This is a genomic window from Ruegeria sp. CDSC054 (assembly GCF_059610645.1).
Map to the genome: position 1 here is coordinate 622,666 of NZ_JBXWOA010000002.1, position 25,352 is coordinate 648,017.

General features: G+C 57.1%; 23 protein-coding genes. 11 read left to right on the forward strand and 12 right to left on the reverse strand.

From position 1 onward, the window contains the following. Window positions 1-137: 137 nt before the first annotated feature. The 10 genes from AC2FGC_RS07060 to AC2FGC_RS07105 all read right to left on the reverse strand — a co-directional run bounded on the left by AC2FGC_RS07060 (window position 138) and on the right by AC2FGC_RS07105 (window position 10,559). Window positions 138-1,127 carry a nuclear transport factor 2 family protein gene (locus AC2FGC_RS07060; protein WP_496725443.1) on the reverse strand — a complete coding sequence of 330 codons (990 nt, stop codon included), beginning with the start codon at window positions 1,125-1,127 and terminating at the stop codon, window positions 138-140. After that, window positions 1,124-2,167: a LacI family DNA-binding transcriptional regulator gene (locus AC2FGC_RS07065; RefSeq protein WP_496725441.1), complete on the reverse strand. Its 1,044-nt coding sequence runs from the start codon at window positions 2,165-2,167 to the stop codon at window positions 1,124-1,126. The genes AC2FGC_RS07060 and AC2FGC_RS07065 overlap by 4 nt, the downstream gene beginning before the upstream one ends. Then, window positions 2,167-2,931, reverse strand: coding sequence for an SDR family NAD(P)-dependent oxidoreductase (locus tag AC2FGC_RS07070; RefSeq protein ID WP_109312352.1), 765 nt, complete (start codon window positions 2,929-2,931; stop codon window positions 2,167-2,169). Before AC2FGC_RS07070 ends, AC2FGC_RS07065 begins: the two co-directional genes overlap by 1 nt. Beyond that, window positions 2,931-3,983 (reverse strand): ester cyclase, encoded by a 1,053-nt coding sequence (locus AC2FGC_RS07075; RefSeq protein ID WP_496725439.1) that lies wholly within the window; start codon window positions 3,981-3,983, stop codon window positions 2,931-2,933. Before AC2FGC_RS07075 ends, AC2FGC_RS07070 begins: the two co-directional genes overlap by 1 nt. Continuing rightward, a complete protein-coding gene (gene hisD / locus AC2FGC_RS07080; RefSeq protein WP_496725437.1) occupies window positions 3,980-5,311 on the reverse strand; it encodes a histidinol dehydrogenase in 1,332 nt (443 codons plus the stop codon). Before hisD ends, AC2FGC_RS07075 begins: the two co-directional genes overlap by 4 nt. Before the next feature lie 11 nt (window positions 5,312-5,322). After that, a complete protein-coding gene (locus AC2FGC_RS07085) occupies window positions 5,323-5,853 on the reverse strand; it encodes an ester cyclase (protein ID WP_108859141.1) in 531 nt (176 codons plus the stop codon). A 127-nt stretch (window positions 5,854-5,980) separates the two neighbouring features. Continuing rightward, the gene (locus tag AC2FGC_RS07090) at window positions 5,981-7,135 is read right to left on the reverse strand and encodes a carbohydrate ABC transporter permease (protein WP_496725435.1); all 1,155 of its coding nucleotides are present in this window, start codon (window positions 7,133-7,135) and stop codon (window positions 5,981-5,983) included. A gap of 1 nt (window position 7,136) precedes the next feature. Next, on the reverse strand, window positions 7,137-8,159 hold the full coding sequence (locus AC2FGC_RS07095; protein WP_496725433.1) for a carbohydrate ABC transporter permease: 1,023 nt from the start codon (window positions 8,157-8,159) through the stop codon (window positions 7,137-7,139). Between the two features lie 66 nt (window positions 8,160-8,225). Next, window positions 8,226-9,437, reverse strand: coding sequence for an ABC transporter substrate-binding protein (locus tag AC2FGC_RS07100; RefSeq protein ID WP_108859138.1), 1,212 nt, complete (start codon window positions 9,435-9,437; stop codon window positions 8,226-8,228). A 48-nt stretch (window positions 9,438-9,485) separates the two neighbouring features. Continuing rightward, entirely contained in the window at window positions 9,486-10,559 is a 1,074-nt protein-coding gene (locus AC2FGC_RS07105) for an ABC transporter ATP-binding protein (protein WP_496725431.1), read from the reverse strand. 152 nt (window positions 10,560-10,711) lie between these two features. Between AC2FGC_RS07105 and AC2FGC_RS07110 the strand changes: the two genes are divergently transcribed. Together AC2FGC_RS07110 and AC2FGC_RS07115 are read left to right on the forward strand one after the other, a co-directional pair. Next, window positions 10,712-11,725: a nuclear transport factor 2 family protein gene (locus AC2FGC_RS07110; protein ID WP_496781808.1), complete on the forward strand. Its 1,014-nt coding sequence runs from the start codon at window positions 10,712-10,714 to the stop codon at window positions 11,723-11,725. Beyond that, window positions 11,722-12,597 (forward strand): amidohydrolase family protein, encoded by an 876-nt coding sequence (locus AC2FGC_RS07115; RefSeq protein WP_496781810.1) that lies wholly within the window; start codon window positions 11,722-11,724, stop codon window positions 12,595-12,597. The genes AC2FGC_RS07110 and AC2FGC_RS07115 overlap by 4 nt, the downstream gene beginning before the upstream one ends. A 581-nt stretch (window positions 12,598-13,178) precedes the next feature. Here the strand turns inward: AC2FGC_RS07115 and AC2FGC_RS07120 are convergent. After that, the gene (locus AC2FGC_RS07120; RefSeq protein ID WP_496725425.1) at window positions 13,179-14,048 is read right to left on the reverse strand and encodes a LysR family transcriptional regulator; all 870 of its coding nucleotides are present in this window, start codon (window positions 14,046-14,048) and stop codon (window positions 13,179-13,181) included. 97 nt (window positions 14,049-14,145) lie between these two features. Between AC2FGC_RS07120 and glyA the strand changes: the two genes are divergently transcribed. Beyond that, on the forward strand, window positions 14,146-15,453 hold the full coding sequence (gene glyA, locus AC2FGC_RS07125) for a serine hydroxymethyltransferase (protein WP_496781812.1): 1,308 nt from the start codon (window positions 14,146-14,148) through the stop codon (window positions 15,451-15,453). Between the two features lie 105 nt (window positions 15,454-15,558). Here the strand turns inward: glyA and AC2FGC_RS07130 are convergent, their stop codons facing one another. After that, the gene (locus AC2FGC_RS07130; RefSeq protein ID WP_496725421.1) at window positions 15,559-16,086 is read right to left on the reverse strand and encodes a ZrgA family zinc uptake protein; all 528 of its coding nucleotides are present in this window, start codon (window positions 16,084-16,086) and stop codon (window positions 15,559-15,561) included. 232 nt (window positions 16,087-16,318) lie between these two features. On the opposite strand from AC2FGC_RS07130, the gene AC2FGC_RS07135 reads away from it, so the two are divergent. From AC2FGC_RS07135 to AC2FGC_RS07170, 8 genes are all read left to right on the forward strand, one after another. Then, complete coding sequence (locus tag AC2FGC_RS07135) at window positions 16,319-17,587, forward strand: imelysin family protein (RefSeq protein ID WP_496725412.1); 1,269 nt, start codon at window positions 16,319-16,321, stop codon at window positions 17,585-17,587. A 141-nt stretch (window positions 17,588-17,728) separates the two neighbouring features. Then, window positions 17,729-18,022 carry a (2Fe-2S)-binding protein gene (locus AC2FGC_RS07140; protein WP_496725410.1) on the forward strand — a complete coding sequence of 98 codons (294 nt, stop codon included), beginning with the start codon at window positions 17,729-17,731 and terminating at the stop codon, window positions 18,020-18,022. After that, window positions 17,970-18,455 (forward strand): bacterioferritin, encoded by a 486-nt coding sequence (gene bfr, locus AC2FGC_RS07145; RefSeq protein ID WP_496725408.1) that lies wholly within the window; start codon window positions 17,970-17,972, stop codon window positions 18,453-18,455. The genes AC2FGC_RS07140 and bfr overlap by 53 nt, the downstream gene beginning before the upstream one ends. Further along, the gene (locus AC2FGC_RS07150) at window positions 18,415-19,962 is read left to right on the forward strand and encodes a di-heme oxidoreductase family protein (RefSeq protein ID WP_496725406.1); all 1,548 of its coding nucleotides are present in this window, start codon (window positions 18,415-18,417) and stop codon (window positions 19,960-19,962) included. The genes bfr and AC2FGC_RS07150 overlap by 41 nt, the downstream gene beginning before the upstream one ends. Before the next feature lie 3 nt (window positions 19,963-19,965). Then, complete coding sequence (locus tag AC2FGC_RS07155) at window positions 19,966-20,976, forward strand: imelysin family protein (RefSeq protein ID WP_496781815.1); 1,011 nt, start codon at window positions 19,966-19,968, stop codon at window positions 20,974-20,976. A gap of 3 nt (window positions 20,977-20,979) precedes the next feature. Further along, entirely contained in the window at window positions 20,980-22,065 is a 1,086-nt protein-coding gene (locus tag AC2FGC_RS07160) for a DUF1513 domain-containing protein (RefSeq protein WP_496725403.1), read from the forward strand. A gap of 101 nt (window positions 22,066-22,166) precedes the next feature. After that, complete coding sequence (gene speA / locus AC2FGC_RS07165) at window positions 22,167-24,056, forward strand: biosynthetic arginine decarboxylase (RefSeq protein WP_496725401.1); 1,890 nt, start codon at window positions 22,167-22,169, stop codon at window positions 24,054-24,056. A 22-nt stretch (window positions 24,057-24,078) separates the two neighbouring features. Further along, entirely contained in the window at window positions 24,079-25,302 is a 1,224-nt protein-coding gene (locus AC2FGC_RS07170; protein ID WP_496725399.1) for a saccharopine dehydrogenase family protein, read from the forward strand. Window positions 25,303-25,352: the final 50 nt, after the last annotated feature.

Consider the following 25,352-nt stretch of genomic DNA (forward strand, 5'->3'; position numbering starts at 1 on the left):
ACAGGCGCTCACTCCCCTGGAGGGCGCAGATTCAGTCGCCGCGCCCGCAGGCTTTGACGGAACATATGGAAACGTCGACGGGCTCCGGTTTCACGCAGACCACCTGCAAGGATACGATATACGACCGGACGGGCCACTCAGACCTCTCCGCTCTGCAACAGGATCTGCTTCCAGACCGAGGTTTCATCGAACAGAGTATATTCACGGCGCAACTGCGGTTGCCCCGCAATCAGTGCGCCAAACTCGGCATGGCTGATCCCGAGGACATAAACCTGTGCCCCTGACGGCGCCCCGAACATGCCCCAGCCGTCATGCTTGCCCCAAAGGCTCCAGCGAATTGCTGATCGCGGCGGCATATCCGGGTCGTCGCGCCCGATCTGGTGTTCAATCTTGAATTCAGCATTCGGGAAACTCGCCCGCAGCCCCATCCAGAACCGGTCGACGGCATCCCAGCCATGCCCCGTGACGCCGCCCACATACTCAGACTGCACCGCACGGTCATATTCAGCCGCGATTGTGCCCATATCGGCACTCATGATCCGGGTCAGGATATCAGCATATCGCTGCCCCCACGCATTATCATTTCCGCGACCCTTGTAGGGGCCGGGCTGGTCGATTTCGGGGGTCAGAGGCTTGGTGCAGCTGTCCTTACCGCCCTCGCGCGCAATCAGATCAGCGGCGTATTCCTTTGGGTCCCAGCCCATCTGCCGCACAATCGCGCCCTGATCGCGGATCAACCATTCGTCGTTGATCTGGTTGTCGATGGCGTGGCAGTCGGCCAGAATTCGATAGCATAGTTTTGTACCGGTAGGCTTGCCGTAAACCCCCTCGGCCAGATGCGTGGCAGTAGACAGGATGCGGTGAGAGCTGAGCATGCCCTCTTCCGGCGTGCCCGACCAGATCACATCTTCACCCATCAACTGCCGATTCGGAAACTCGGCCAGGGTCGCCATCGTGGCGCCGATCACATTCTGATTTCCCACAACCACCGAACCGGGTGAACGAACGACGATATCTTCGCTGTAATATTCGTGCAGGGTTGCGATGCCCCGGTCTTCCCAGATCTCTTTGGTAATTCCGATGATATAGTCGGGAAAATCCCGGAACTTGGGATCAAAGCCTTTCATGTTTTCATCCTTTGCGGGGTCCAGCCTTTGGGCAGCCGTGCCGAAGTACGCACGATCAACGGCCCATCAATCGCGACCTTGCGGGCTGCGGCAACTGCCGGGTTTTCAATATGGTCCAACAAGGCATCAACGGTTTCCGCCACCATCAGGTTGGCGCGCTGACGAATGGTGGTGAGATTATAGGCAAGCCATCCGGCCTGCGGAACATCATCGTATCCAACGACAGAAACATCTTCTGGTATACGCATTCCAAGTTCAAACCGAATGACGTCCATCACGGCAAGCGCCATATGGTCATTGGCGACGAACACCGCATCGGGTCGTTTTTGCGGTTCAACATCAAACATGCGGCGCGCGGCCAATCGCGCATTCTCGGTCAGGAACTCTCCTATTTCATAGGCGTACAGATCCTGACCTGCATCACCGAGAGCGGCGCGAAACCCGGCCTCGCGGTCTCGCTGGGTTGAGGCACCCTGCCAACCGGCAATGTAAGCGATGCGACCGTGGCCTGCGGCAATAAAGAATTCAGCGACCTTGCGGCCGCCGGAATAATTGTCAGAGGTCACCGAGGTGATCCCGTCGATATCCTGACTACGGTTGAACAGTACGACCGGCACACCCGCTTGTTGGCACCGTGTTGCGATATCGGACGACATCGCGACCGAGGCCAGGATCACGCCATCAACTTGATAATCAAGAATTTCCTCCATAACGTCGTCAATGTTTCCGGCGGTTCTGGAGGCCATGAAGATCAGGACATGATACCCCTGCTCCTGCAACTCGTTCGACAACTTCTCAAGCGCTTCGGGATAGAAATAGTTGTCCAGATAGGCGACGACCAAACCAATGATGCGGCTTTTGCCCGACACCATCGCGCGCGCCAACACATTGGGGCGATAGCCAAGTTCGGTCGCGGCTTTGCGCACTTTCTCTTCCGTCTTCTTGCTGACCGAGGCACCGGGCGTGAAGACGCGGCTGACGGCGGATTGGCTGACACCGGCAAGCTGGGCGACCTGGAGTGATGTTACTTTCTCGGCCATCAATCTGCTGTCCAACCTCCGTCAATCAACATCGAGGTGCCTGTAACCAGCGCTGAGGCATCCGAGGCGAGGTAGCGTACCGCACCCATGATATCCTCGACCTCGCCCACGCGACCCAACTTGATCTTGTCCATGATCCACGCGGCGCGTTCTGGGTTGTCAAAGGTGGATTGGGTCAGAGGCGTTCGAATGAACGTCGGGCAGACCGTGTTGATCCGGATGCCCTGCTTGCCCCACTCGATGGCCATTGATTTTACCATCCCCTCAAGCCCGTGCTTGGTCGCACAATAGAGCGCCCGTTCGACCCCTCCAACATGCCCCATTTGGCTGGAGATGTGGATGATCGAACCTGGCCTGTCTGCCTCGATCAAGGCACGAGCGGCATAGGCCGACAGGAAGTAAGCCGAACGCAGATTGACGCCCGTGACAACATCGAAATCCTCAGGCGTCGTCTCAATAGCAGCACTGTGCCGTGCAACCCCGGCCGAATTCACCACGACATCAAAGCTGCGCGTTTCAAAAAGCTGCTTTAGCGCATCCAGATCGCCCTGATCCAGAACCAGCGCCTCGGCCGACCATCCCTCTGCCTGCAGAGCAGCGACAGTTGCATTCAACCGATCTTCGCCTCTGGCCGCACAGACGACATGCGCGCCCGCCTCGGCCAGCGCTACGGCACAGCCCTGCCCGATGCCTGAAGAGGCACCTGTCACCAGGGCGGTCTTTCCAGTCAGGGAAAACGAGGGGGTGCGCGGCAGTTCAGTCATCAGCTCATTCCATCCGGTATATCAATGCGCCCCATGTTTCGGGCCTTGTTGAATTCCCGCAGACGGGCAAAGACGTCAACGCCTAGCTGGCGATAAGCATCCAAAAGATCGACCAGCACCCAGTTTTCACGAATGCGCCCGTTTTCCAGCCGCCAAAAATCGAGGCTGCGCATGGTGATCTTCTTGCCCGAGGGCGCGATGCCCAACCATCCATCATGGGTGACAGTCTGGATCATATTGGGCCAGCCGGTCACGGCCGCATATTCGCCATCGCCGAAGAAGTGGTAGGTGATGTCGTCCACGAACTGCCCACGATCCGGCATTCCGCTCAGGAACGGGATCTGGTGCCAATTGCGAAAGCCCGCATAGCCACGCCCGGTGCCAATGCCCGACGGCCCGTACCAGTTCATGCGCGGATGCCAGAACCGTTCCATCTCCATCACCTCGGGGCCACCCTGTTTGGGATGCTTTTTGAGATGTTCCAACATATCGATGATGTGCTGACAGGTCTCTTTGCCCTTTGCCTCATCATACGGACCGGGAACGAACCCGTCCTGCGTGGCCGGGCCCGGCACATGCCATTCGCGTCCAAGGCTGGGTGCCATCGGCCAGGCATTTGCCTGCATCATCACCTCGGGGATATCCCAAAGGGCTTGTATTTCCGTGATTTTGCCATTTTCGAAACGGTAAAATTCGTGGAACCGCATAGTAATCTGATTACCAGTCGGTGGGATGTCCAGCCATGGGCCGGTGAATGTGCCCGTGTAGTAGCCGCCGCACCCTACCCAGTCCGAACCATGTTCATCCGGGCCGGCCATGACAATGTAGTCGCGGCGTTCCAGATCGGGCCAGGCCGTCAACAGGTCTTTATAGGCGCGGTCATAGAAAGCGTCGCTGCCAATGCTGTCGCCAAAGGGATGGCATAGGTGGAAAACGGCGTCCGAGGCCGTTACCTCGGCCAGTGCCGCGCGAACACCGGCCTCGGAAAAATCATACATCGCGGCCCTGAGCGGAGCGATCAGGGCCTTATGCTGTGTATGCTTGTCACTCATTCAGCAGCATCCCGATACGGCGCGGGTTCGCCATAGGGCACATTGATGCCACCATAGCGACGCACGCGGACGTTGCACTGTTCTGCGTGGCCTACAAAACCTTCCAACATGCACAGACGCGAGCCGTATTCGCCGATTAGTGTCGCCGCCTCGTTGGTCAGAACTTTCTGATAACTGTGCGTTTTCAGGTACTTCCCGACCCAAAGCCCACCGGTGTAGCGCCCGGCCTTCTTCGTTGGCAGGGTGTGGTTCGTACCAATCACCTTGTCCCCGTTTGACACGTTGGTGCGCGGACCAAGGAACAACGCGCCGTAGCAGGTCATATTCTCAAGGAACCAGTCGTCACGATCCGTCATCACCTGCACATGTTCCGAGGCGATATCATCGGCAACCTGCAGCATCTCGTCATACGTGTCGCAGACAATCACCTCGCCATATTCCTCCCAGGACACTTTCGCGGTGTCTGCAGTCGGCAGGATGCCCAAAAGGCGGTCCACCTCGGAGAGCGTCTCATTGGCAAGCTTTTCAGAGTTTGTCAGCAACACGCAGGGGCTGTTGTATCCGTGTTCGGCCTGTCCCAGCAGATCGGTTGCGCATAGCTCGGCATCTGCCGCGGTCTCGTCCGCGATCACCATGGTTTCGGTGGGACCTGCAAACAGATCAATGCCGACGCGCCCGAACAACTGGCGCTTGGCTTCGGCAACAAAGGCGTTGCCGGGACCAACCAGCATGTGAACGGGATCAATCGTCTCGGTGCCCAAAGCCATCGCACCAATGGCCTGTATGCCACCCATAACGTAGATCTCATGAGCGCCACCCAAATGCATCGCCGCAATCACTGCTGGGTTCGGCTTGCCTTTGAACGGAGGCGTACAGGCGATGATACGAGGGACACCCGCAACCGAAGCCGTGGCCACGGACATGTGGGCCGAAGCCACCATTGGAAACTTGCCACCGGGGACGTAGCATCCGACCGATTGCACAGGAATATTCTTATGGCCAAGGATCACGCCCGGCAGGGTTTCGACCTCAATGTCCAGCATTGAATCCCGCTGAGCTTGCGCAAAGTTGCGCACCTGTTCCTGTGCGAATTTTATGTCGGCCAGTTCCCTATCGGTCAGTTGACCGATCAAGTCATCGATTTCCTTCTGGCTCAGGCGGAACGAGGCTGGCGAGTAGTTGTCGAACTTCTCACTCAACTCACGCACCGCAGCATCACCGCGGGTTTCAATGTCTTTCAGCGTCGCCTCAACCACGGCGCGGGTCTTGGCATCATCTTCAGCCCGGTCCGCATCGGATTTGCCGCGTTTAAGATACTCGATTGCCATGTTTCCAATCCTCAGTTTTCGGGCCGGGGTGGACATTTCTCACCCCGGTCAAATGCTTCCCAGCCTTCGCCGTTGAACAGGTCGACGCCCAGTTGCGCCGCGACATGTGCGAAATCGACATTCACCCAGTTGTCGACGATCTTGCCGTCAACGACTTTCCAGAAATCCATATAGCGGATCTCGACCCGCTTGCCGGTGGGGGCGATGCCCAGAAACTCACCCGTATGGGTTGCTTCCTGACGACCAAAGGCTGCCGCCCATTCGCCCATGTAAAGACGGGCCTCATCGATGCAGGTCTTGTCCGAAAACGCCGCCTGAAACGGGCGCTGCCAGTTTTCCTGAAACTCTTTCAGGCCGGTTTTGGTGCCGCAGCCTTGATTACCCATCCAGCGGAAGCCTTGGGTGAAGAATTCTCCGATGTCATCAATGCGGTGATCGTTCAGACCATCCACCATGGTTTCGATCACGCGGCGCGTGTCTTCGGTTTTGCTCATGTCCGTGTCGCGGGTCAGGACCGCTTGTTCGGGACGGGAACCTTTCATGTCTATGTCCTTTCAGGTTGCCAGAGTGAGAGTTTGGGGATCGCAGCCCCAATACTCAGAAAGTCCCTCGGCATCCTGTTCAGCGCCGGGTGGCGCGACATGGCGTTATGGCGTGCATGGTTGCTCATCAGCCTTTGACCGCGCCGGCTGTCAGACCGCTGACGATCTGGCGCTGGAAGATCAGCACAAGGAAGATCAGCGGCGCAGTGATCGACACGGCCGCGGCAACCGCGACCACTTGGTCGGTTGTAGTCGTCTCGCGGTTGAACATGCCGACAATGGCGGGAACCATGGTCTGGTTCTGCGCGTCCAGCAGCAACGCGGTGACAAGAAAGTCGTTATAGGCCAGCAGGAAACTGAACAGGCCTGTGGTGATCACCCCCGGCCACATCACCGGCATGATGACACGACGGAAGGCTTGGAAATGGCTGCACCCATCGACACGGGCGGCCTCATCCAGTTCAGCCGGGATATTCTGGAAGAACGAACGCAGCATCCAGATCGTGAATGGCTGATTGATTGCAACCAGAACAGCAATCACCGCAAATGGCTTGCCGTAAAGTGTCGGTGCATTTTCACCCAGGATCGGGGCCAGCCATTCAGCTGAGTTGATGAACACCGGCAGATAACCGGCAACCAGTACCGAATGCGGCAGGGCCCGGAACACCAAGGCGACAATCAGGATCCAGAACGCCAGGGTCGAACCCGAGCGCGCCAGACCATAGCCCGCCAGCGTGCCTACGGTCAGCGAGACAGTCACCACGCCTGTTGTCACAATCAGCGAATTCTTGAAGTTGTTCGAAAAGCCCCGGTCAATCCAAACGGTCTTGTAGTGTTCGGTGGTCAGGCCAAGCACGTCCCGACCCAAGGGTCCGAACCAAGGGTTCAGCACGTTTAGAACGGCGGGCAGGACGACAAAGAACGCAAGCAGAAAGCCAACAAGAACAACAAGGACACCAATCACCCAGCCAAACCATTCTTGCTCGGGTTTCGTGTAAGACTTCACCATCGACGGGAGTGTTTTTGTGGCGATCACAATCGTCGCCCAAATCACCGCGATGCCCAAAATGATGTCCAGCAGCGAAAGACCTTTGCCAACGCCCAGAGTGGCAGGACCGAAGATCACGTTCAACGCGTTGCTGTCGAAGGCATCCACTGGCGACTTAAAGCTCATCACCACGATCCAGAAGATCGGGAAGGCCGCGATCAGGCACCACAGCGCCAGAAAGATGTTCGAGGTTAGCCGCAGGCTGAGCGGTTGGCGAAGCGCGCGCGAGGACATGTCAGTGGCCTCCTTTATGATCGCGCCATGTGCGGCGCAGCGGAAGGATAAGCAGGATGACAACACCAATCATGGTCAGCATTGAGTTGGCTGAGGCCCGGCTGATCGACCGGTTGCCCGCCTGATCCGGCGTCAGGTAGTCAAACGTCAGCCACTGCAGTGAGATAACGTAGCCTTGGCTTGAGAAACCGACGATCTCTTCAAATACACGGTAGCTGTCCATCAGGTGGATCATCGATACAAAGATGATCAGCGGCATCAGATGCGGGATGACGATATATTTCAACCGTTGCCAGCGGGTTGCCCCGTCAATAACCGCGCTTTCCAAACTGTCTTGATTAACCGTTTGGAGACCGGCGTAAAAGATGATGGCCGCAAAGGGCGCCACGTGCCAGACGCGGTAGATCATCATCAGGACTTCAATCGTCCAAGCCTGGGCAAACAGGGCTATGTCACGGTTCAGCCACCATTCCATCATCGCAGTCAGGATACCGTCGCCGCGAAACAGCCAATTGATTGACAGAACTCCGATCACCGGAGTGATGATAAAAGGTAGCAGAGAGACGAATATCACCGGGCCACGGATAGAACGCGCGGCATTGTTTATCAGAATGGCAATCCCAAGCCCGCAACCGACCACCAACGGCAGAGTGATCAAAGTAAACGTCAGAGTGAACCGCAGGGCCTTCCAGAAATTGATCGTCGACAGCACATGCCAGCTGCCATCACTTATGGCGCGCCATGCACGGTCAGGTTCCAGAACATTGCGATAGCTTTGCAACCCCACGTACTGGGTTTGCGTGATTATCTCACCATGCTCATCCAGCTTTGGCTGCGACACCTTTTCAGTCACACAGGTCTGGGTCAGGAAACCGGGGGTACAGGTTTCTTTTTCAACCGTCTCATAGATCGGCTGAGTGACATAGAAACTCTGCTTAAACACGCTGACCAGCGGGAACGCGATGAAGAGAAGCATCATAAAGACAGAGGGACCGACAAAAGCAGCAAATGTCCGGAAGTTCATGGCTCTGCCTTTCTAATGGTTCTCGGGGGAAAGGGATGGGAGGGCCGGAGCCCTCCCAAGGGAGGATCAGTTGCTGATCAGACCCGCTTCTTTCGCGGCAGTGACGTAGTCTGCCTCGATATCGGCCAGAGTCGTCTGCGCGTCTTTGGCACCGGTCAGGTAGTCGGCCAGTCCGTTACCCAACGAGGTGTGCATGATGCCCATAGGACCGGAAGCCGGGTAAGCCTTGGCACCGCCTTCAGCGGACGCTGCAGCACCTGCAGCCAAAGGCCCTGCCGAATAGGCCGTGCTCAGCCATACGGCGACATCGTTGTTCGCACTGACCGTATCGGTGTCCATGCCCTCAAGTGCGACGCGGAAGGCAGCATCCGCTTCTTCGTCGCTCATGTTCGAAGCCAGAACAATACCGTCCCACCAGATTGTGGTCGCCGGAACCGCCGATCCCATTGGAGCCGCGGCCATGGTCACCTTGCCAACGACCTGGCTTTCGGCCTCATCGTTCATCGCAGCGGCACGGCTGGCCCACAGGTTCGCCATTGCAATCTTGCCCTGCTGGAACTGCTGTTGCACATAGGTCGAGTCAGAGACCAGGTATTCCGGGTCCATATACTCGGTCATGGCCTTCAATGTCTCAAGCGCTGCTACGCCTTGCTCGTTATTGATGGCAGGCATGTTGCCGTCACCAAAGAACGAACCGCCCTCGCCCAAATACATGTTGACGAACTCCTGACCAAGGTTCCAACCGGTCTTGAACGTCCCACCAATGGGATAGTCCATGACGCCGGCTTCCTTGATCTTGGCAGCTGCGGAAAGAACATCGCCATAAGTCTTGGGCTCTTCGATGCCCAGTTCAGCCAGAACATCGTCGCGATACATCAGGTGCTGAGCGTTCACCATCATCGCGATCGCCATGGTTTGTCCGTCCACCTTGATCAACTGGTTGGGCAGCAAATCCTGTCCGTACTTCTCGACCAGATCGTCCAGCGGACGGATCGTACCGGCGTTGAGCAAAGGCACCAGAGTTGCATTCGAAACACCGCCGATCTGATAAAGCGCTGGATCGGCCGCAAATGCCTCAGGTTGCTTTTCGCGGAATTCCTGGTCCAGCGAAGCGCTGAAGTTGCCGCATTCCGCCATTGCATCGGTGACCGCTTTCCAGGCTTCAAACCCGGCGGACAGCGACTTCAGTGGCACGTCGTTTTCGAAGGCGCATTCCGCCCATGCGCCGGTGGCGGCGATGGACATGGCACCTGCCATAAGGATCGTCTTGAGTTTCATGCGTTTCTCCCTGTCAGGATCGGTCCGTCGTCGACGTCCGGACCGGTGTTAAGCCCGTTTGGGCTGTTTGTGGGGGTGGTCCCCAATCCGAGCACCGCTTTCAGCTTCAAAGAGGTGACAGATTTCTTTCGGCACCGAGAACGAGACAGCCTCGCCAATCTCGGCGCGGTAGGCTTTATCGGCTTTGACCGATACCAGAGCACCGCCGACCCGGACCGAGATCATGGTCGCGTCGCCCAGCAATTCCAGCGTGTAGATCGGCGCTGTGATCTGGCCCTGCCCTTCGGCAAGGCTGGCATCCTCGGCGCGGAAGCCCAGCGTCATAGGACCGTCTGGGGCATCCACTGGGATTTCGACGTGTTCGGCACGGAACATTCCACCTGATACGTTGCCATCCATTAAATTCATCGCGGGTGAACCAATGAAGCTGGCCACAAACGTGTTCGCCGGCATGTCGTAGATTTCCGTGGGGCTACCCACTTGCTGAACCACGCCTTGTTTCATCACCACAACGCGGTCGGCCAAGGTCATGGCCTCAATCTGGTCATGGGTTACATAGATGGTGGTGACGGCCAGCTCATGACTTAGATTTTTGATCTGCGCCCGGGTGGAAACCCGCAGTTTAGCATCCAAATTTGAAAGAGGCTCGTCCATCAGGAACACGTTGGGTTCGCGCACAATGGCACGGGCGAGTGCCACACGCTGCCTTTGACCACCTGACAATTCGGCAGGCTTACGATGCAGAAAATCGTCCAGCTCAACCATCGCGCTGGCGCGGCGCACTTTCTCGTCATGGGTCGACGGGTCGATGCCGCGCACTTTCAGCGGAAAGCGGATGTTTTCATATACGTTCATGTTCGGGTAAAGCGCATAGCTCTGGAACACCATCGCAACGTCGCGGTCCTTCGGCTCCAGATCGTTGATTACATTGCCGTCGACCAGGATTTCGCCCTCGGTCACGTCCTCAAGACCTGCGATCATCCGCATCGTCGTTGTCTTGCCGCAGCCCGAGGGGCCGAGCAATACCAGAAACTCGCGATCAGCAATGGTCAGGTCGAAATTGTGAACCCCAACGAATGAGCCCCATCGCTTGCCGACGTTCCGCAATTGAATTTCCGCCATGGTGCCCCCTGCAAGGAATCATTTTGCATACGTTTGCAAAACTGTAATTCGCATACGTCAATTCAGGCAAGACTTTTTTGCATACGTATGCAAAACTGACGCAAATACCCGACTCAACCCGGCTTCGTGCCTCTCGTAAAACTTTGATCACAATGGCAAATACCGTGACCTTTCAGACAGAAAAAAAACTCGTCTCTGCGTTTCACACCGCGTTGGATTCCGCGACAGAACAAGAAATCCCGAAGGTAATGAGCCAATACTGCGCCCCGGATCTGAAGTGGCGCGGCTTTCACCCATTCAACGAAATCAATGGCGCCGAACAGGTTGCCGGGCAGTTCTGGCAACCACTAAAGAGCAGCCTGACCCGCCAGCAGAACCGTGTAGATATCCTGTTTGCGGGGCAAAACTCGCTGCGGGACGAGGCCGACGCCTGGGTCGTGTCCATGGGGCATTTGATGGGGCTGTTCGGCCGTCCGTGGCTGGGCATTCGCCCAACTGGCAAGCTGGCATTCCTGCGCTATTGCGCGTTCTACAAGGTCGCCGGTGACAGGATTGTCGAAACAGCGATGTATTTCGACATACCGCACCTGATGGTGCAAGCCGGGCAGAATCCGTTCCCTCCGCAAACCGCGGCGCATTTGGTGCAACCCGGACCAAGACCCCATGACGGCCTGCTGCTGAACGCACAACCTGCTGAAGAAGGTGAAAAGACCCTGGCGATCATCAATGCGATGATCTCGGATCTCGGCCAATGGGACAGTGGATTGTCGCTTGAGGATGAATTGGCCCAAACCTGGCACCAAGACATGATCTGGTGGGGACCCGAAGGGATCGGCGCGACCTACACGATAGAACGCTATGCCAAACAACACTCTGGACCGTTCCGGGCCGCCTTCTCGGACCGATCTAAAACCAATCATGTCTGCCGCATGGCCGAGGGGCATTATGGCGGGTTCTTTGGCTGGCCCAATTTCACGGCCACTCCGTCCGGCGGGTTCATGGGAATGCCCGCCACCGGGAAACCCGGCGAATTCAGGGTGATCGATGTTTATCGCCGCGCGGGTGACAAACTGGCGGAAAACTGGGTCTTCATCGACTTGCTGCACTTCTGGAATGGGCAAGGCGTCGACATTCTGGCCCGAACGACAGAGGTCGAAACGCCATGAGGATAGATGCGCATCACCACCTGTGGGACCTGTCTGCCGTGACCTACCCCTGGCTCATGGAAAAGGGCGTCGCTCGTTTCTTTGGCGACCCCTCCCCCATCCAACGAAACTATTTGCTGCCGGAATTTCGCGCAGACGCCGAAGCCGAGGGTTTCGGCGCTTCGGTACATATTCAGGTGGGCGCGGCTGACCCCTGGGCCGAAGCGCAATGGGTGCAATCAGTGGCCGACCAGTTCCCGGACTGGCCCTTGGTGCAAGTGGCGTTCTGCGATCTGACCGCTGATGATCTGGACAAACAACTCGACCGCCTTCAAACCCTGCCGTCTGTACGCGGCGTTCGTCAGATCATCGGCCGCGCTCCGGGCGAAGATGCCTCAACTGGAACGAACTCGCTGCTAAAAAACCCAGAGTTTTTGGCTGGGCTGAAGCAACTGGGCCGCCGCGGTCTTTCCTTTGACCTTCAACTACTGCCTGAACTTATGGGTCAAGCTGCAGATGTCCTTGCGCAAGCTCCGGAAACCCAGACGGCGTTGTGCCACGCAGGTTCACCGTATGACCGGACTCCGCCAGGTTTGCGAAAGTGGGCTGACGAATTGACCGCATTGTCAAGCCTTCCGCAGGTCTATTGCAAACTCTCCGGCCTTGGAATGTTCGATCACAACTGGAGCGCAGAAAGTGTCGCGCCTATCGTTTCAAATTGCTTGTCTCAATTTGGCAGCGATCGCTGCATGTTCGGATCGAATTTCCCAGTTGATAGCCTAACATCAACTTTCAAAGATCTTGTTTCCTGTCACCAACAGAACATCTCAAAATCGGACCATGACGACGTGTTTCATATCACCGCAAAACGCTTTTATCGTTTTGAAGAATGAAAAAACGCATAAACCGAAGTTTTTGGCACCACTTTCTGATGGCTTCTTTGCAAATGCGGCGGATGTCTACTGTCCGCCGTAAGTTCTGAATGCAACGAACAACTTTCGGCTGCCCTTCCAAATGGGTTTTAGCATGTTGCAAAGTACACAATATATGACGCGAGTTGAGTGTACGTAGAATTCGAGAACGAGTGCTGTTGGCCCGCCGCAATGCAACAGTTTTGCCTATCACGTACAAATCTCTTGACGGTAGGCTACTGGCGCGGCTTGCCGCGCTCAGTGCCATTAGGTTGCGACGAGAGATACTTCGTTGTCCGGCGAGTAAGTGTCCCAGATGTTCCAGTGTCCGGTCGTTGGTGTCGGGTTGTTGATTATTGGAACATCGAGCACGGTGGGCTTGCACCGTCCACAAACCAATATACCGCAGGTAAATCTGACCGTTCCGTTTAACCCTCGAGGGTATTGGGGCTTATATATTATAAGGTCTATTGTGTGAGGTTCTCATCCAAATCGGGCGTCCGAACCAGTCCTCGCAAAATTCTGTTACTCTTCGCGGGCAATGATCATTGGTTCCCTTGCCACTAATCTTCCCGCAACAGCTCAACTATTTCATCAAGTTCCGCGCGTCGCCTCGATGAATGCGGAAGGGTTATCATCAGCGACCGGCCTGTTTCGCAGGCCTGCGCCGATACACGCACCAAATGCCCGGCCTTCAGCGCAGGCTCGATCAAGCATCCATGCGCCATCAAGGCACCGGCCCCGGACTTGGCCTCTTCGACTGCAAGACCGTAAAGCGAATATTTCGGCCCTTTGGTAGGATCGCTGATAATTGTCCCCGTCTCCTCGGACCACCGCCGCCAATCGTCCTGCCATGTCTGATCGTGCAGCAGCGGGGTGGTTTCAAAGTCGAAACGCTCGACCAGTTCTGGCGCGCAAACCGGGAAAATGACATCCTTCGCGACTACAATTTGATCAGCCGCCCCATCAGGATCGGCAATGAAGACCGAAAGATCAAACAGATCACGCGATAGGCGAGGCGGTGTTTCCATGGCCGTTACCGAGAACTTCATGTCCGGCCAAGTGTTTCGGATGCGCCCCAAACGCGCCGGCAGCCAAAGTTGCGCGACCGAAGGCAGGGCGGCGATGTGGATCTCAACGCTCGGGCTCAGGTTCCGCAGGTTCTGCGTTGCGGCGGCAAGCTGATCGAAGGCCAGGGTGAAATCACTGGCCAAGTGGCGCCCAGGCGCGGTCAGCTCAACCCCTTGCGCGTTTCGCCGGAACAGCGTCACGTCCGCCCAAGCCTCAATCGTTTTGATGTGTTGCGAAATCGCACCGGGAGTGACGCTCAGCTCTTCGGCAGCAGCTACGAAACTGCCCAGCCTTGCTGCAGCTTCAAAAGCGCGGAGTGCGTTGAGAGGTGGCCCTTTCGGGCGTCTTGGTAGAACAGCCATTGTCTTAGACTCAGTTTTTCTACGCCAAGAAATAGCAATTCTGATTTGCGATGTCGCCCCATTTGTTCAATCTGGTGACAAGCAGGAGGTCACAGACATGACAATCACACACCGAAACTGGGTCCCGGATCAGTGCGAAACCCGTGTTCAGCAAATCGCCGCCAAGGCGTCTCAGGCCGCGTCTGATGAGCTGATCAAACGGATCGGCGATCTTGCGACGCGGAACCGCGAGATCCACGAGCAAGAGTGTTTCAACCTTAACCCGGCAACAAATGTGATGAATCCAAGGGCCGAGGCCCTGTTGTCATCCGGCATCGGGTCCCGACCATCGCTGGGCTATCCCGGCGACAAGTACGAGATGGGGCTGGAAGCTATTGAAGAGATTGAAGTGATTGCCGCCGAGCTTTGCGCCGAGATCTTTGAAGCCAAATTCGCCGAAATCAGGGTGCCGTCAGGCGCGATTGCCAACCTCTATGGGTTTATGGCGACCTGCAAGCCGGGCGATACAATCATTGCACCGCCAGCCTCGATTGGTGGGCACGTGACTCATCACCTTGGGGGGTGTGCTGGGTTGTTTGGTCTGCGCACGATTGAGGCGCCAACGGATGGTGACGGCTATACGGTCGATCTGGATCAGCTACGCGCGTTGGCGCTGAAAGAACGGCCCAAGCTGATCACTATCGGGGGCAGCCTCAATCTGTTCGAACATCCCGTAAAAGAGGTCCGGCAGATCGCTGACGAGATCGGGGCCAAGGTCATGTTCGACGCCGCCCATCAATGCGGGATCATCGCAGGCAAAGCGTGGTGCAATCCTTTGGCCGAGGGCGCGCATTTCATGACGATGAGCACTTACAAAAGCCTGGGCGGCCCCGCCGGAGGTTTGATCGTCTCAAATGACGCGGAGATTGCGCAAAGGCTCGACGCGATTGCCTTTCCGGGCATGACGGCAAACTTCGACGCGGCCAAGTCTGCAGCATTGGCCGTAACAATGCTGGACTGGCGCGACTTCGGCAAACAATACGCGGCCGAAATGATCTCGATGGCGCAAGCGCTCGCAGAACGATTGGACACTCGTGGCGTTCCCGTCTTTGCGGGTCGGGAAGGATTTACCAACTCGCACCAGTTTGCTGTGTTGGCAGACTCTTTTGGCGGCGGGCAAGCGGCGTCCAAAACGCTGCGCCGCGCTGGGTTTCTTGCTTGCGGAATTGGGCTGCCTGCACCCGAAGTGAAAGGGGACATGAACGGCCTTCGGTTCGGGACGCCTGAACTGGTCAGATGGGGGATGACGTCTCAGGACGCTGATCGGTTGGCGGCATTGATCACCTCTGGATTGGCAGGAGCGGATATCGCTGCCGAGGTTGCAGAGTGGCGGCAGAGTTTTTCGGAACTGCATTTCGTACACTGACGGCACGATGGGTGCTGTCCATGGCGCTTTCGTCGCGCCCGTGTGATTACGCCCTTCGCATCGTATATGGACGCGGGCCGACCGTATGGCCCGCGTTTTGGTATTTCACATTGCCAGATCCGGTTGGTTCCGAGTTATCTCATACGTTCTGGTTTGACCGGATCGGGTCACCTGCAAGATCAACTTCTGGGCATTTTCGAACCGTTCGAAATACGCAAACCGGATATTAGCCAGCGCTGTAATATCCTGGCACTGAATAAGGTAGTCGGCCAGAAAGTCGCTATGTTGATCTTGATCAGCAGACTCGTTGGTATTGTCCTGCCCCAATCCTTCACCCGTAAGTGTGACATTGGCCGACGCGGTAACGCATCCGGCCTCTTCCGGCAGCACAAACAAGCCCAAAGGTTTGGACAGGTCTGATACCGCAACCGCCACCTGCGCGCGATCGTCATCGGTTTCGGCCGGGCCTTCAAAACCGATAATGTCTGCAGAAGGCACATTGAGGGATAAAGAAAATGCCTGATCAGAAAAGGCGATATTCACATATCCCGTACCATGTTTATGGGCAGGGCCTTGCACTTGCGATAGAACAATCGCCGGTGTCAGCATCAAAGCAATGGCTGCACATTTCATAAACAAAGTACCACCCAACAAGGAATCACACAGTCCATTCTAATGTGATTAAAACCCCGTGCAATCGCGGCTTCGGCTCACCTACCCCGCTAATTATGGGGAAAGGGTGCGACATATATTTCCGACAATAAGACTCAGGTTGACTTACCTTACTAATTCACTCAGTTTTTGGCGCGTGCGCGTCGCTGAAGCGGCGCTAGTGAGTTTTTTCTGACAGGAAAGTGTCACCTCCATGACCAAATTTTTTGCCGCCACCAGCGTATTGACCCTTGGGATCGCGACAGCAGCATTTGCCGAAACCCCCGCGAAGATCGACGTTCTGACCACCTACGCGAACATCGCCGAAGCCAAATATGACGACAGCCTGATCACGGCAAAGTCGCTGCAGGCCGCAGTAAACGCGCTGATCGCTGATCCGTCAGACGCCACACTAAACGCAGCACGCGCTGCATGGATTGCTGCACGTGTTCCGTACCAGCAGACCGAGGTTTACCGTTTTGGCAACGCGATCGTCGACGACTGGGAAGGCAAGGTAAACGCATGGCCGCTGGACGAAGGGCTAATCGACTATGTGGACGCAGCCTATGGTGGTCCAACTGACGAGAACGAATTCGCCGCACTGAACGTCATCGCCAACCCGACGTTCGAGCTGTCAGGCAAAACCATCGACGCCAGCGAAATCACCCCGGAACTGCTGGGCGAGCCCCTGCACGAAGCCGACGGAATCGAAGCGAATGTTGCCACAGGCTACCACGCGATCGAGTTCCTGTTGTGGGGCCAGGATCTGAACGGCCATGGCGCGGGCGCAGGCGACCGTCCGTACACCGATTACGTTCAGGGTGACGACTGCACAAACAGCAATTGCGACCGCCGTGCACAATACCTGAGCGCTGCGACTGACCTGCTGGTCAGCGATCTGGAATGGATGGCGGCGCAATGGGCCGAAGGTGGCGAAGCACGCGCAGTCCTGACTGCCGACGAAATCGCAGGCGTCAGCGCCATTCTGACCGGCATGGGTTCACTGTCTTATGGTGAGCAGGCCGGTGAACGCATGCGCCTTGGCCTGATGCTGAACGACCCCGAGGAAGAACATGATTGCTTCTCGGACAACACACATAACAGCCATTACTACGATGGTCTCGGCGTTCAGAACGTCTATCTGGGCAGCTACACCCGCATCGACGGCACTCCGGTTTCAGGCGCATCGCTGTCGGATCTGGTGATCGCCAGCGACCCATCTCTGGACGCGGAGATGAAGGTGAAACTGGCCAACACCATGCAGGCTCTGGGACGTCTGAAATCAACCGCGGAAGCCGGATTTGCCTATGACCAGATGCTGGAACGCGGCAACGAAGGCGGCGAAGTGCTGATCATGGGCGGCGTTAACGGCCTGGTCGATCAGACAAAGACGATCGAGCGCATTGTGACCACGTTGGAACTTGACCAGATCGTGTTCGAAGGTTCGGACAGCCTGGACAACCCAGACGCGGTCTTCCAGTAAAATACAAGGTTCGCGCCAAACGGAGGCGGCAGTTTCACACCGCCTCCAAATCTTGTGAGGTACCTTTGATCTGTTGCCTCTGGACGTTTCTAAATTAACTTACTAATACAGTAAGAAATACAACTCAGAGCCCTGATTGCTATGATCGTATGCCACTGCACAAACATCTCGGATCACGATATCCGCGCAGCTATCGACTGGATGCGCACGTCTGATCCTTACGCGGTCATTACAACTGGTAAAATCTACCATGCCCTTGGAAAATCAGCAGATTGTGGCGGGTGCATGCCGCTTTTTCTAGACTCGATGCGCTCCAGCGATAAGTTGGAGGTCCCGATGCAGCTTCGCGCACTTCGCAGCGAGGTAACACAGGACAATGCAGATGAAGGGCGACCCCAAGGTCATAGAATATCTCAACAAATCTCTGCGGCATGAACTGACGGCGGTCAGCCAGTATTGGCTGCATTACCGCCTGCAAGAGGATTGGGGCCTCGGTCACATGGCCAAGAAAAGCCGCGAAGAATCCATCGAAGAAATGGAGCACGCGGACAAACTGATCGAGCGAATTATTTTCCTGGGCGGTCACCCGAATTTGCAACAACTTGACCCGTTGCGCATCGGCCAGACCCCAAAAGAGACGTTGGAATGTGATCTGGCCGCAGAGGTCGACGCCCGGGCCTTGTACAAGGAAGCGCGCGAATACTGTCAGAGCGCTGGCGACTACGTCACTATGTCTCTGTTTGAAGGATTGCTGGCGGATGAGGAAGGCCATATCGATTTCCTCGAAACGCAGCTGGACCTGTACGAAAGGATTGGCGAAGCCAATTATGTGCGACTCAACGCATCGAAAATGGACGAAGGCGAGTAAGCTTGCCCTTTTGCCGGTGGCCGCGCTTGCGGCTACCCAATCCCTGTCGGCAGAGCTGCGGGATCTTCACCTCAACTACCTTCCCAGAACTGAAGACGAACAAGCAAGGATTGCGCGGGTTACCGCCGCGCCTGTCGAATTCAGCGCGCCTCAGCGCTTTGAAGAGCTGCCAGGTGGGGCCGCAACTGTCCGCGCGCGCATCGACGCAGATGCGTTCTCGCAGCCCTCAGGCAACCTGAGTTTCGAGCAGGAGCTGGACTTCAAAGTCGGCAACGGCCTGTTCAAGAAGATCTGGGTGTCTTCCCCGTCTTCCACGTTGGCCTCAGATGGGTTGGGGCCGCTATATAACGCACGATCCTGTCAACGCTGTCACATCAAAGACGGGCGTGGGCATACTCCCAACGGCCCCGATGACAACGCAATTTCGATGTTCCTGCGCGTGTCTATCCCTGGAACTCCCGAGGACGGATACGCAGAGATCGAAGACTACTTCGCCACCCGTCCCGAACCGAATTACGGCAGGCAAATGCAGGATCTGGCCCTTCCCGGCCACCCGGCAGAGTACCGGCTTGATATCACTTACGAAGACGTTCCCGTCACTTTGTCGGATGGGGAAACCGTCACTTTGCGGCGTCCTACCTACAAAGCTGCCGATCTGGGTTATGGCCCTTTGCACCCTGACGCGATGATCAGCCCCCGCGTGGCTCCGCAAATGATCGGCCTAGGCTTGCTCGAGGCGATCCCGGTAGAAGACCTGCTGGCGAATGCGGACCCGGAAGATGAGGATGGCGACGGAATATCCGGCCGGCCTAACATCGTATGGGCAATTGAATATGGCGCGCCGATGATGGGCCGGTTTGGTCATAAGGCGGGCATGCCCACGATCATGGAGCAATCCGCTGCAGCCTTTGCCGGTGATATCGGTATTTCCAGCCCCCTCTACCCGGCAGCGCACGGCGATTGCACCACTTCGCAGGTCGATTGCGTGAACGCGCCGCATGGTGATGGCGACGACCGGACCTTTGAAATTGATCAGGTTGGCATGGATCTGGTCGCCTTCTATAGCCGCAATCTGGGTGTACCGGCCCGTCGGAATATGGACGATCCTCAGGTGTTGCGCGGAAAGCAGGTGTTCCACGACACCGGGTGTGCATCGTGCCACACGCCCTCATTCGTGACGCATCGTATGGAAGACCGTCCAGAGCATAGCTTTCAGCTGATCTGGCCCTATTCGGACCTGCTGCTGCACGATATGGGCGAAGCGCTTGCCGATAACCGGCCCGAGGCCCGCGCCACGGGTCGTGAATGGCGCACACCGCCACTTTGGGGGATCGGACTGACCCAACAGGTATCGGGCCATACGCAGTTTCTGCATGATGGGCGGGCGCAATCGTTGCTCGAGGCGATCCTGTGGCACGGCGGTGAGGCGCAGACAGCGCGTGACACGGTCGTCGGGATGCCTAAGCCTGACCGCGATGCCCTTATCCGTTTTTTGGAAAGCCTTTGACCCATGCGCGCCTTAGCACTTGCTCTTTCCCTGACATTGCCTCTGGGCGCCAACGCACAAGATCGCGGGCCGATCCTGTCCGACGCCATCGAGGCTCATATCCTACCCGGCTATTCCGCCCTGTCAGAATCCACCAACGCTTTGGCCGATGCTGCGCAGGCGGATTGTGACCCGAACTCGACCCAGCTTCGCAATGCATACAACGACGCGTTTGACGATTGGATTTCGGTTAGTCATCTGCGCTTTGGCCCATCCGAAGTCGAGGACCGCGCCTTTGCATTAGCGTTTTGGCCCGATACCAAGGGATTCACCCCTAAAGCACTGTCCAGCCTGATTTCTGCTGAGGATACAGCCATTCAATCCCCGGATGCCTTTGCGGAAACCTCCGTGGCCGGCCGCGGTTTTTTCGCGCTGGAACTGATGCTCTACGATCCGCGCTTCACCGATCTGGGCAGAGCCGAGTATCGCTGCGCGCTGATGCAGGCCATAACCGCAGACATCAACTGCAATGCCGGGGCAATTGATGCAGATTGGGCGGACTACGCACGCGCATTGGCAAACCCGGGTGAGAACAGTCCGTACCGGTCTGAAGACGAAGCCATGCAAGAGCTTTACAAGGCCCTGACGACCGGTCTGGAATTCACCGCCGAAACCCGCCTTGGTCGCCCATTGGGAAGTTTCGACCGTCCCCGCCCCAAACGCGCCGAGGCGCGGCGTTCCGAACGTTCGTTGCGCCATGTGGAGTTGTCATTGATCGCTTTGCGTGACCTGGCCGCGCGTCTGTCGGCAGATCACCCGGAAATCGCCGCCGATCTGGATGACGCATTCGCCGCCGCCATCGATCGGGCGCAGTCGCTGGACGATCCGGCATTTGCCGGGGTGGCAACCCCACAGGGAAGATTCCGCGTTGAGGCGCTACAACAATCCATCAACGATATCCGCGCCATTGCCTCGACCGAGCTTAGCCCCACGCTGGGCATCAATGCCGGGTTCAACTCATTGGACGGGGATTGAACCGTGACGAGCCGACGAAGTTTTCTTGCTGGGTTGGCTGCTGCCAGCCTTGCGCCCTTGCGTGGATGGTCAGCTGTCGGCGCACCGGATTATCTGGCCGCCGCACTGTTCCCGGATGGGACTTTTCGGCTGGCCGGGTTGGATACGGGCGGCGACATCCTGTTTTCTCTGCCGTTGCCCGCGCGCGGGCACGCGGCGGCGGCGCATCCCCACCACGCGCAGGCGGTGGCCTTTGCACGCCGTCCGGGAACATTTGCAATCATCATCGACTGCGCGACCGGCACACAGACCGCTGTGTTAGAAGCCCCGAAAGGCCGCCATTTCTATGGGCATGGCGTGTTCTCAACCGATGGAACGCGGCTGTTCACCACCGAAAACGATTTTGAGACCGGTCAGGGTGTGATTGGTGTCTGGAACATGGATGACTACACACGAATTGGGGAGTTCGCTTCGGGCGGTGTCGGTCCCCATGATATGCGTCTGATGCCAGATGGTCGCACATTGGTTGTGGCAAATGGCGGGATCGAAACCCATCCAGAAACAGGAAGAACCAAACTCAACCTGCCTGTGATGCAACCGCGCCTGACCTATCTGGATCAAAATGGCGGGGTTCTTGAGCAGGTGGAACTGCCACAAAAGCTGCACAAAAACTCGATCCGCCATCTGGCGGTGCGACCTGACGGTTTGATCGGTTTCGCGATGCAATGGCAGGGCGACTCATCGCAACACCCTCCCCTCTTGGGTTTGCATCGCCGTGGCGAAAAACCCCTACTACTCAGCGCGCCCGACGCTGACCAAAGTACGTTGCAGGGATATGCGGGCAGCATCGCCTTTTCCGGTGCAGGCGAAACAGTCGCTATCACCTGTCCCCGCGGCAATGCCCTGCACCGTTTTCGGGTCACGGATGGACAGCTTGATGGCGTCTTCCTGCACGAGGATGTTTGCGGCCTTGGCACCGCATCAAACGGGTTTGTGTTCACAACCGGGACTGGTGTGATCGGGCAATTGTCCACAAACAAAGCCCAAATATCCAACCGGTCTGAATGCCAATGGGACAATCATCTGATCCCAATTCGTGCTACCGCATAAATTCGGAAAACTCCGCCCCATAGATTACACTTGGAAGAATCATATAGCTGCCGTATTGGCGGGCGCGAAACTGGCACCCCGGCTTACAAGGACTGACTTGATTGAAACACACGCCCGACGCACCGCATTCCATCTACGGAGTTGAGAAATGGGGCAAAGATCTCATTGAGGTGACGGAGCAGGGCGAAATCGGTCTGCGCAATCCCATGGCACCCGAGGCTAAAGCAATCAGCCTACCGGGTATTCTCAGTGATCTGGATGAACGCGGCATCAAAGCGCCGATGATCCTGCGCGTCAGTTCCTATCTGGAACACGAGATTGTCCACATTAACGAGAGCTTTTGCGATGCGATTGCGCGCACCGGTTACAAGGGCAGCTATCGCGGCGTGTTCCCGATCAAGGTGAACCAGCAGGCGCAAGTGGTCGACCGGATCGTCGAGTTCGGCAAGAAATACAACTACGGGCTCGAGGCCGGATCCAAACCCGAACTGGTGGTGGCGCTGGCGCACCGTCTAGCCCCCGAGGCGTTGATTGTCTGCAATGGCGTCAAGGATGCCGAATTCATTCAGTTGGCCATCCTCAGCCGCAAGATTGGATTCAACACGGTCATTGTGTTGGAAAGCCCGAAAGAGGCTGACACGGTGATCGAAGTCTACAACGAGCTGGGCATCGAACCCCTGATCGGCGTGCGGGTCAAACTGACCAACCAGATCAGCGGCAAGTGGGAAGAAAGCTCGGGTGATCGATCAGCCTTTGGCATGAATACCGATCAGTTGGTCGCCACGGTGGACAAGCTGAAGGCGGCGGGCCTGCTGCATTGCCTGAAGCTACAGCACTCACACCTTGGCTCGCAGGTGCAGGACGTCAATGATGTGCGCCGCGCAGTGGGCGAGGCCTGCCGGTATTACACTGAACTGACACGCGAAGGCGTGCCGCTAACCCATCTGGACCTCGGCGGCGGTATGGGCGTGGACTATACGGGTGAGAAGAAGGCTGCCGAGAACTCGATCAACTACACGGTCGAGGAATACTGTGCCAACGTGGTCGAAACTGTGGCCTATGCCATGGACGAGGCCGAGGTGGATCACCCTACACTGGTCACCGAAAGCGGCCGCGCCGTGGTGGCAACATCGTCGATGCTGGTGTTCAACGTGCTGGAAAGCACGCTTTACGATGCGCCCAACGGCCCAGAGGTCGAAGCGGACGATCACCATCTGGTCTCAGATCTTGCGGCGATCAACGGCTATCTCAGCAGCGACCGACTGCAGGAATGCTGGAACGACGCGAATTTCTACCGCAACGAACTGCGCGCGCTGTTCCGCCGCGGCTATGTGGACCTGCGCCAGATGGCCCGCGCCGAACGGATCTACCTGTCGCTGATGGCCCGTCTCAAGGCGCTGGCCGCAAGCGACGATCTGGACACGGATGTGGATGATCAGCTTGAGAAAGTGGCCGATATCTACCACTGCAACTTCTCACTGTTCCAGTCGCTGCCTGATGTCTGGGCGATCGACCAGCTACACCCAATTGTGCCCCTGCAGGGCCTGAACCAAACGCCTGATCGTCGCGCGGTACTGTCCGACATCACTTGCGACAGCGATGGCAAGATTGATCGGTTCATACTGGCCGACGGTGTCTCGCCCAGCCTGCCTGTGCACTCCCTGCCCGAAGATCGGGAATACCTTATGGGTGTTTTCTTTGTCGGTGCCTATCAGGAAACGCTGGGCGATTTGCACAACCTGTTCGGCGACACGAACGTCGTTACCATCGACCTGCGCGCGGACGGCGGCTTTGACCTACTGCACGAGCAAGAGGGCGACACGATCAGCCAGGTTCTGTCGTATGTCGAGTTCGACCCCAACGATTGTGTCGCCGCGTTCCGCAAAATGGTGGACGAGGCGATCTCGACCGGTACTCTGATGGCCAAGGACCGCAAAACCCTGATGAGCGCCTATCGCGACTCCATCAACGGCTACACCTATTACGAATAACTCCAGAGAGGAGATGACCCCCATGGGAACTTTGAGTGGCAAAACACTGGTTGTCGGCGCAGGCGGCGTATCGCACGCGGCTGTGCACAAGATGGCAATGAATTCGGATATCTTCACCGAAATCACTCTGGCCAGCCGCACGAGATCAAAATGCGATGCCATCGCGAAGGCAGTGAAAGATCGCGTGGGCGTTGACATCGCCACCGCCGAACTTGATGCCTACAAGGTCGAAGACACGGTCAAGCTGATCAAGGAAACCGGGGCCGAACTGCTGGTGAACCTCGCCCTGCCCTATCAGGATCTGGTGCTGATGGATGCGTGTCTTGAGGCGGGCATTCATTATCTCGACACTGCGAACTATGAACCCGAAGATGTGGCCAAGTTCGAATACCACTGGCAATGGGCTTATCAGGACCGGTTCAAAGAGGCAGGCCTGACCGCCATCCTCGGCTCGGGCTTCGATCCGGGTGTAACCAGCGTGTTCGCCAAATGGCTGAAGAAACACAAGCTGGACACCATTCGCCAGATCGACGTTCTGGATGCCAATGGCGGTTCGAACGATCAGGAATTCGCCACCAACTTCAACCCGGAAATCAACCTGCGCGAAGTGCTGGCCGAAGTGCGCCACTGGGAAAACGGCGCATGGCATACCAGCCCGGCGATGACCACAAAGGTCGAATACGATTTCCCCGCCATCGGCCAAAAAAACATGTACCAGATGTATCACGAGGAATTGGAGTCGCTTACAACCCACTTCCCCGAGATTGAGCGTGCCCGCTTCTGGATGACATTCGGCGACGCCTACATCACCCATGCCAAGGTGCTGGAAAATGTCGGCATGACTCGCATCGACCCGGTGATGCATGACGGCAAGGAAATCATCCCGATCCAGTTCCTGAAAACCCTGCTGCCCGACCCCGGCGATCTGGGTGCCGAAACCAAGGGCAAAGCCTGCATCGGCGATATCGCCACGGGTCAGGCCAAGGACGGCTCAGGCGAGAAGACCTACTACATCTACAACATCTGCGATCACGAGGAATGCTATGCAGAAGTTGGCAGCCAGGCCGTCAGCTACACCACCGGCGTCCCCGCCATGATCGGTGCGGCGCAGGTGCTGAAAGGCAACTGGTCCGAGCCCGGCGTGTGGAACATGGAACAGCTCGACCCGGATGACTTCATGGACATGCTGAACGAGCACGGCCTGCCGTGGCAGGTCCACGAACTCGACGGTCCGGTCGAGTTCTAATTTTATCGTTTCCAAAATACTCCGGGGGTCCGGGGGCAGAGCCCCCGACC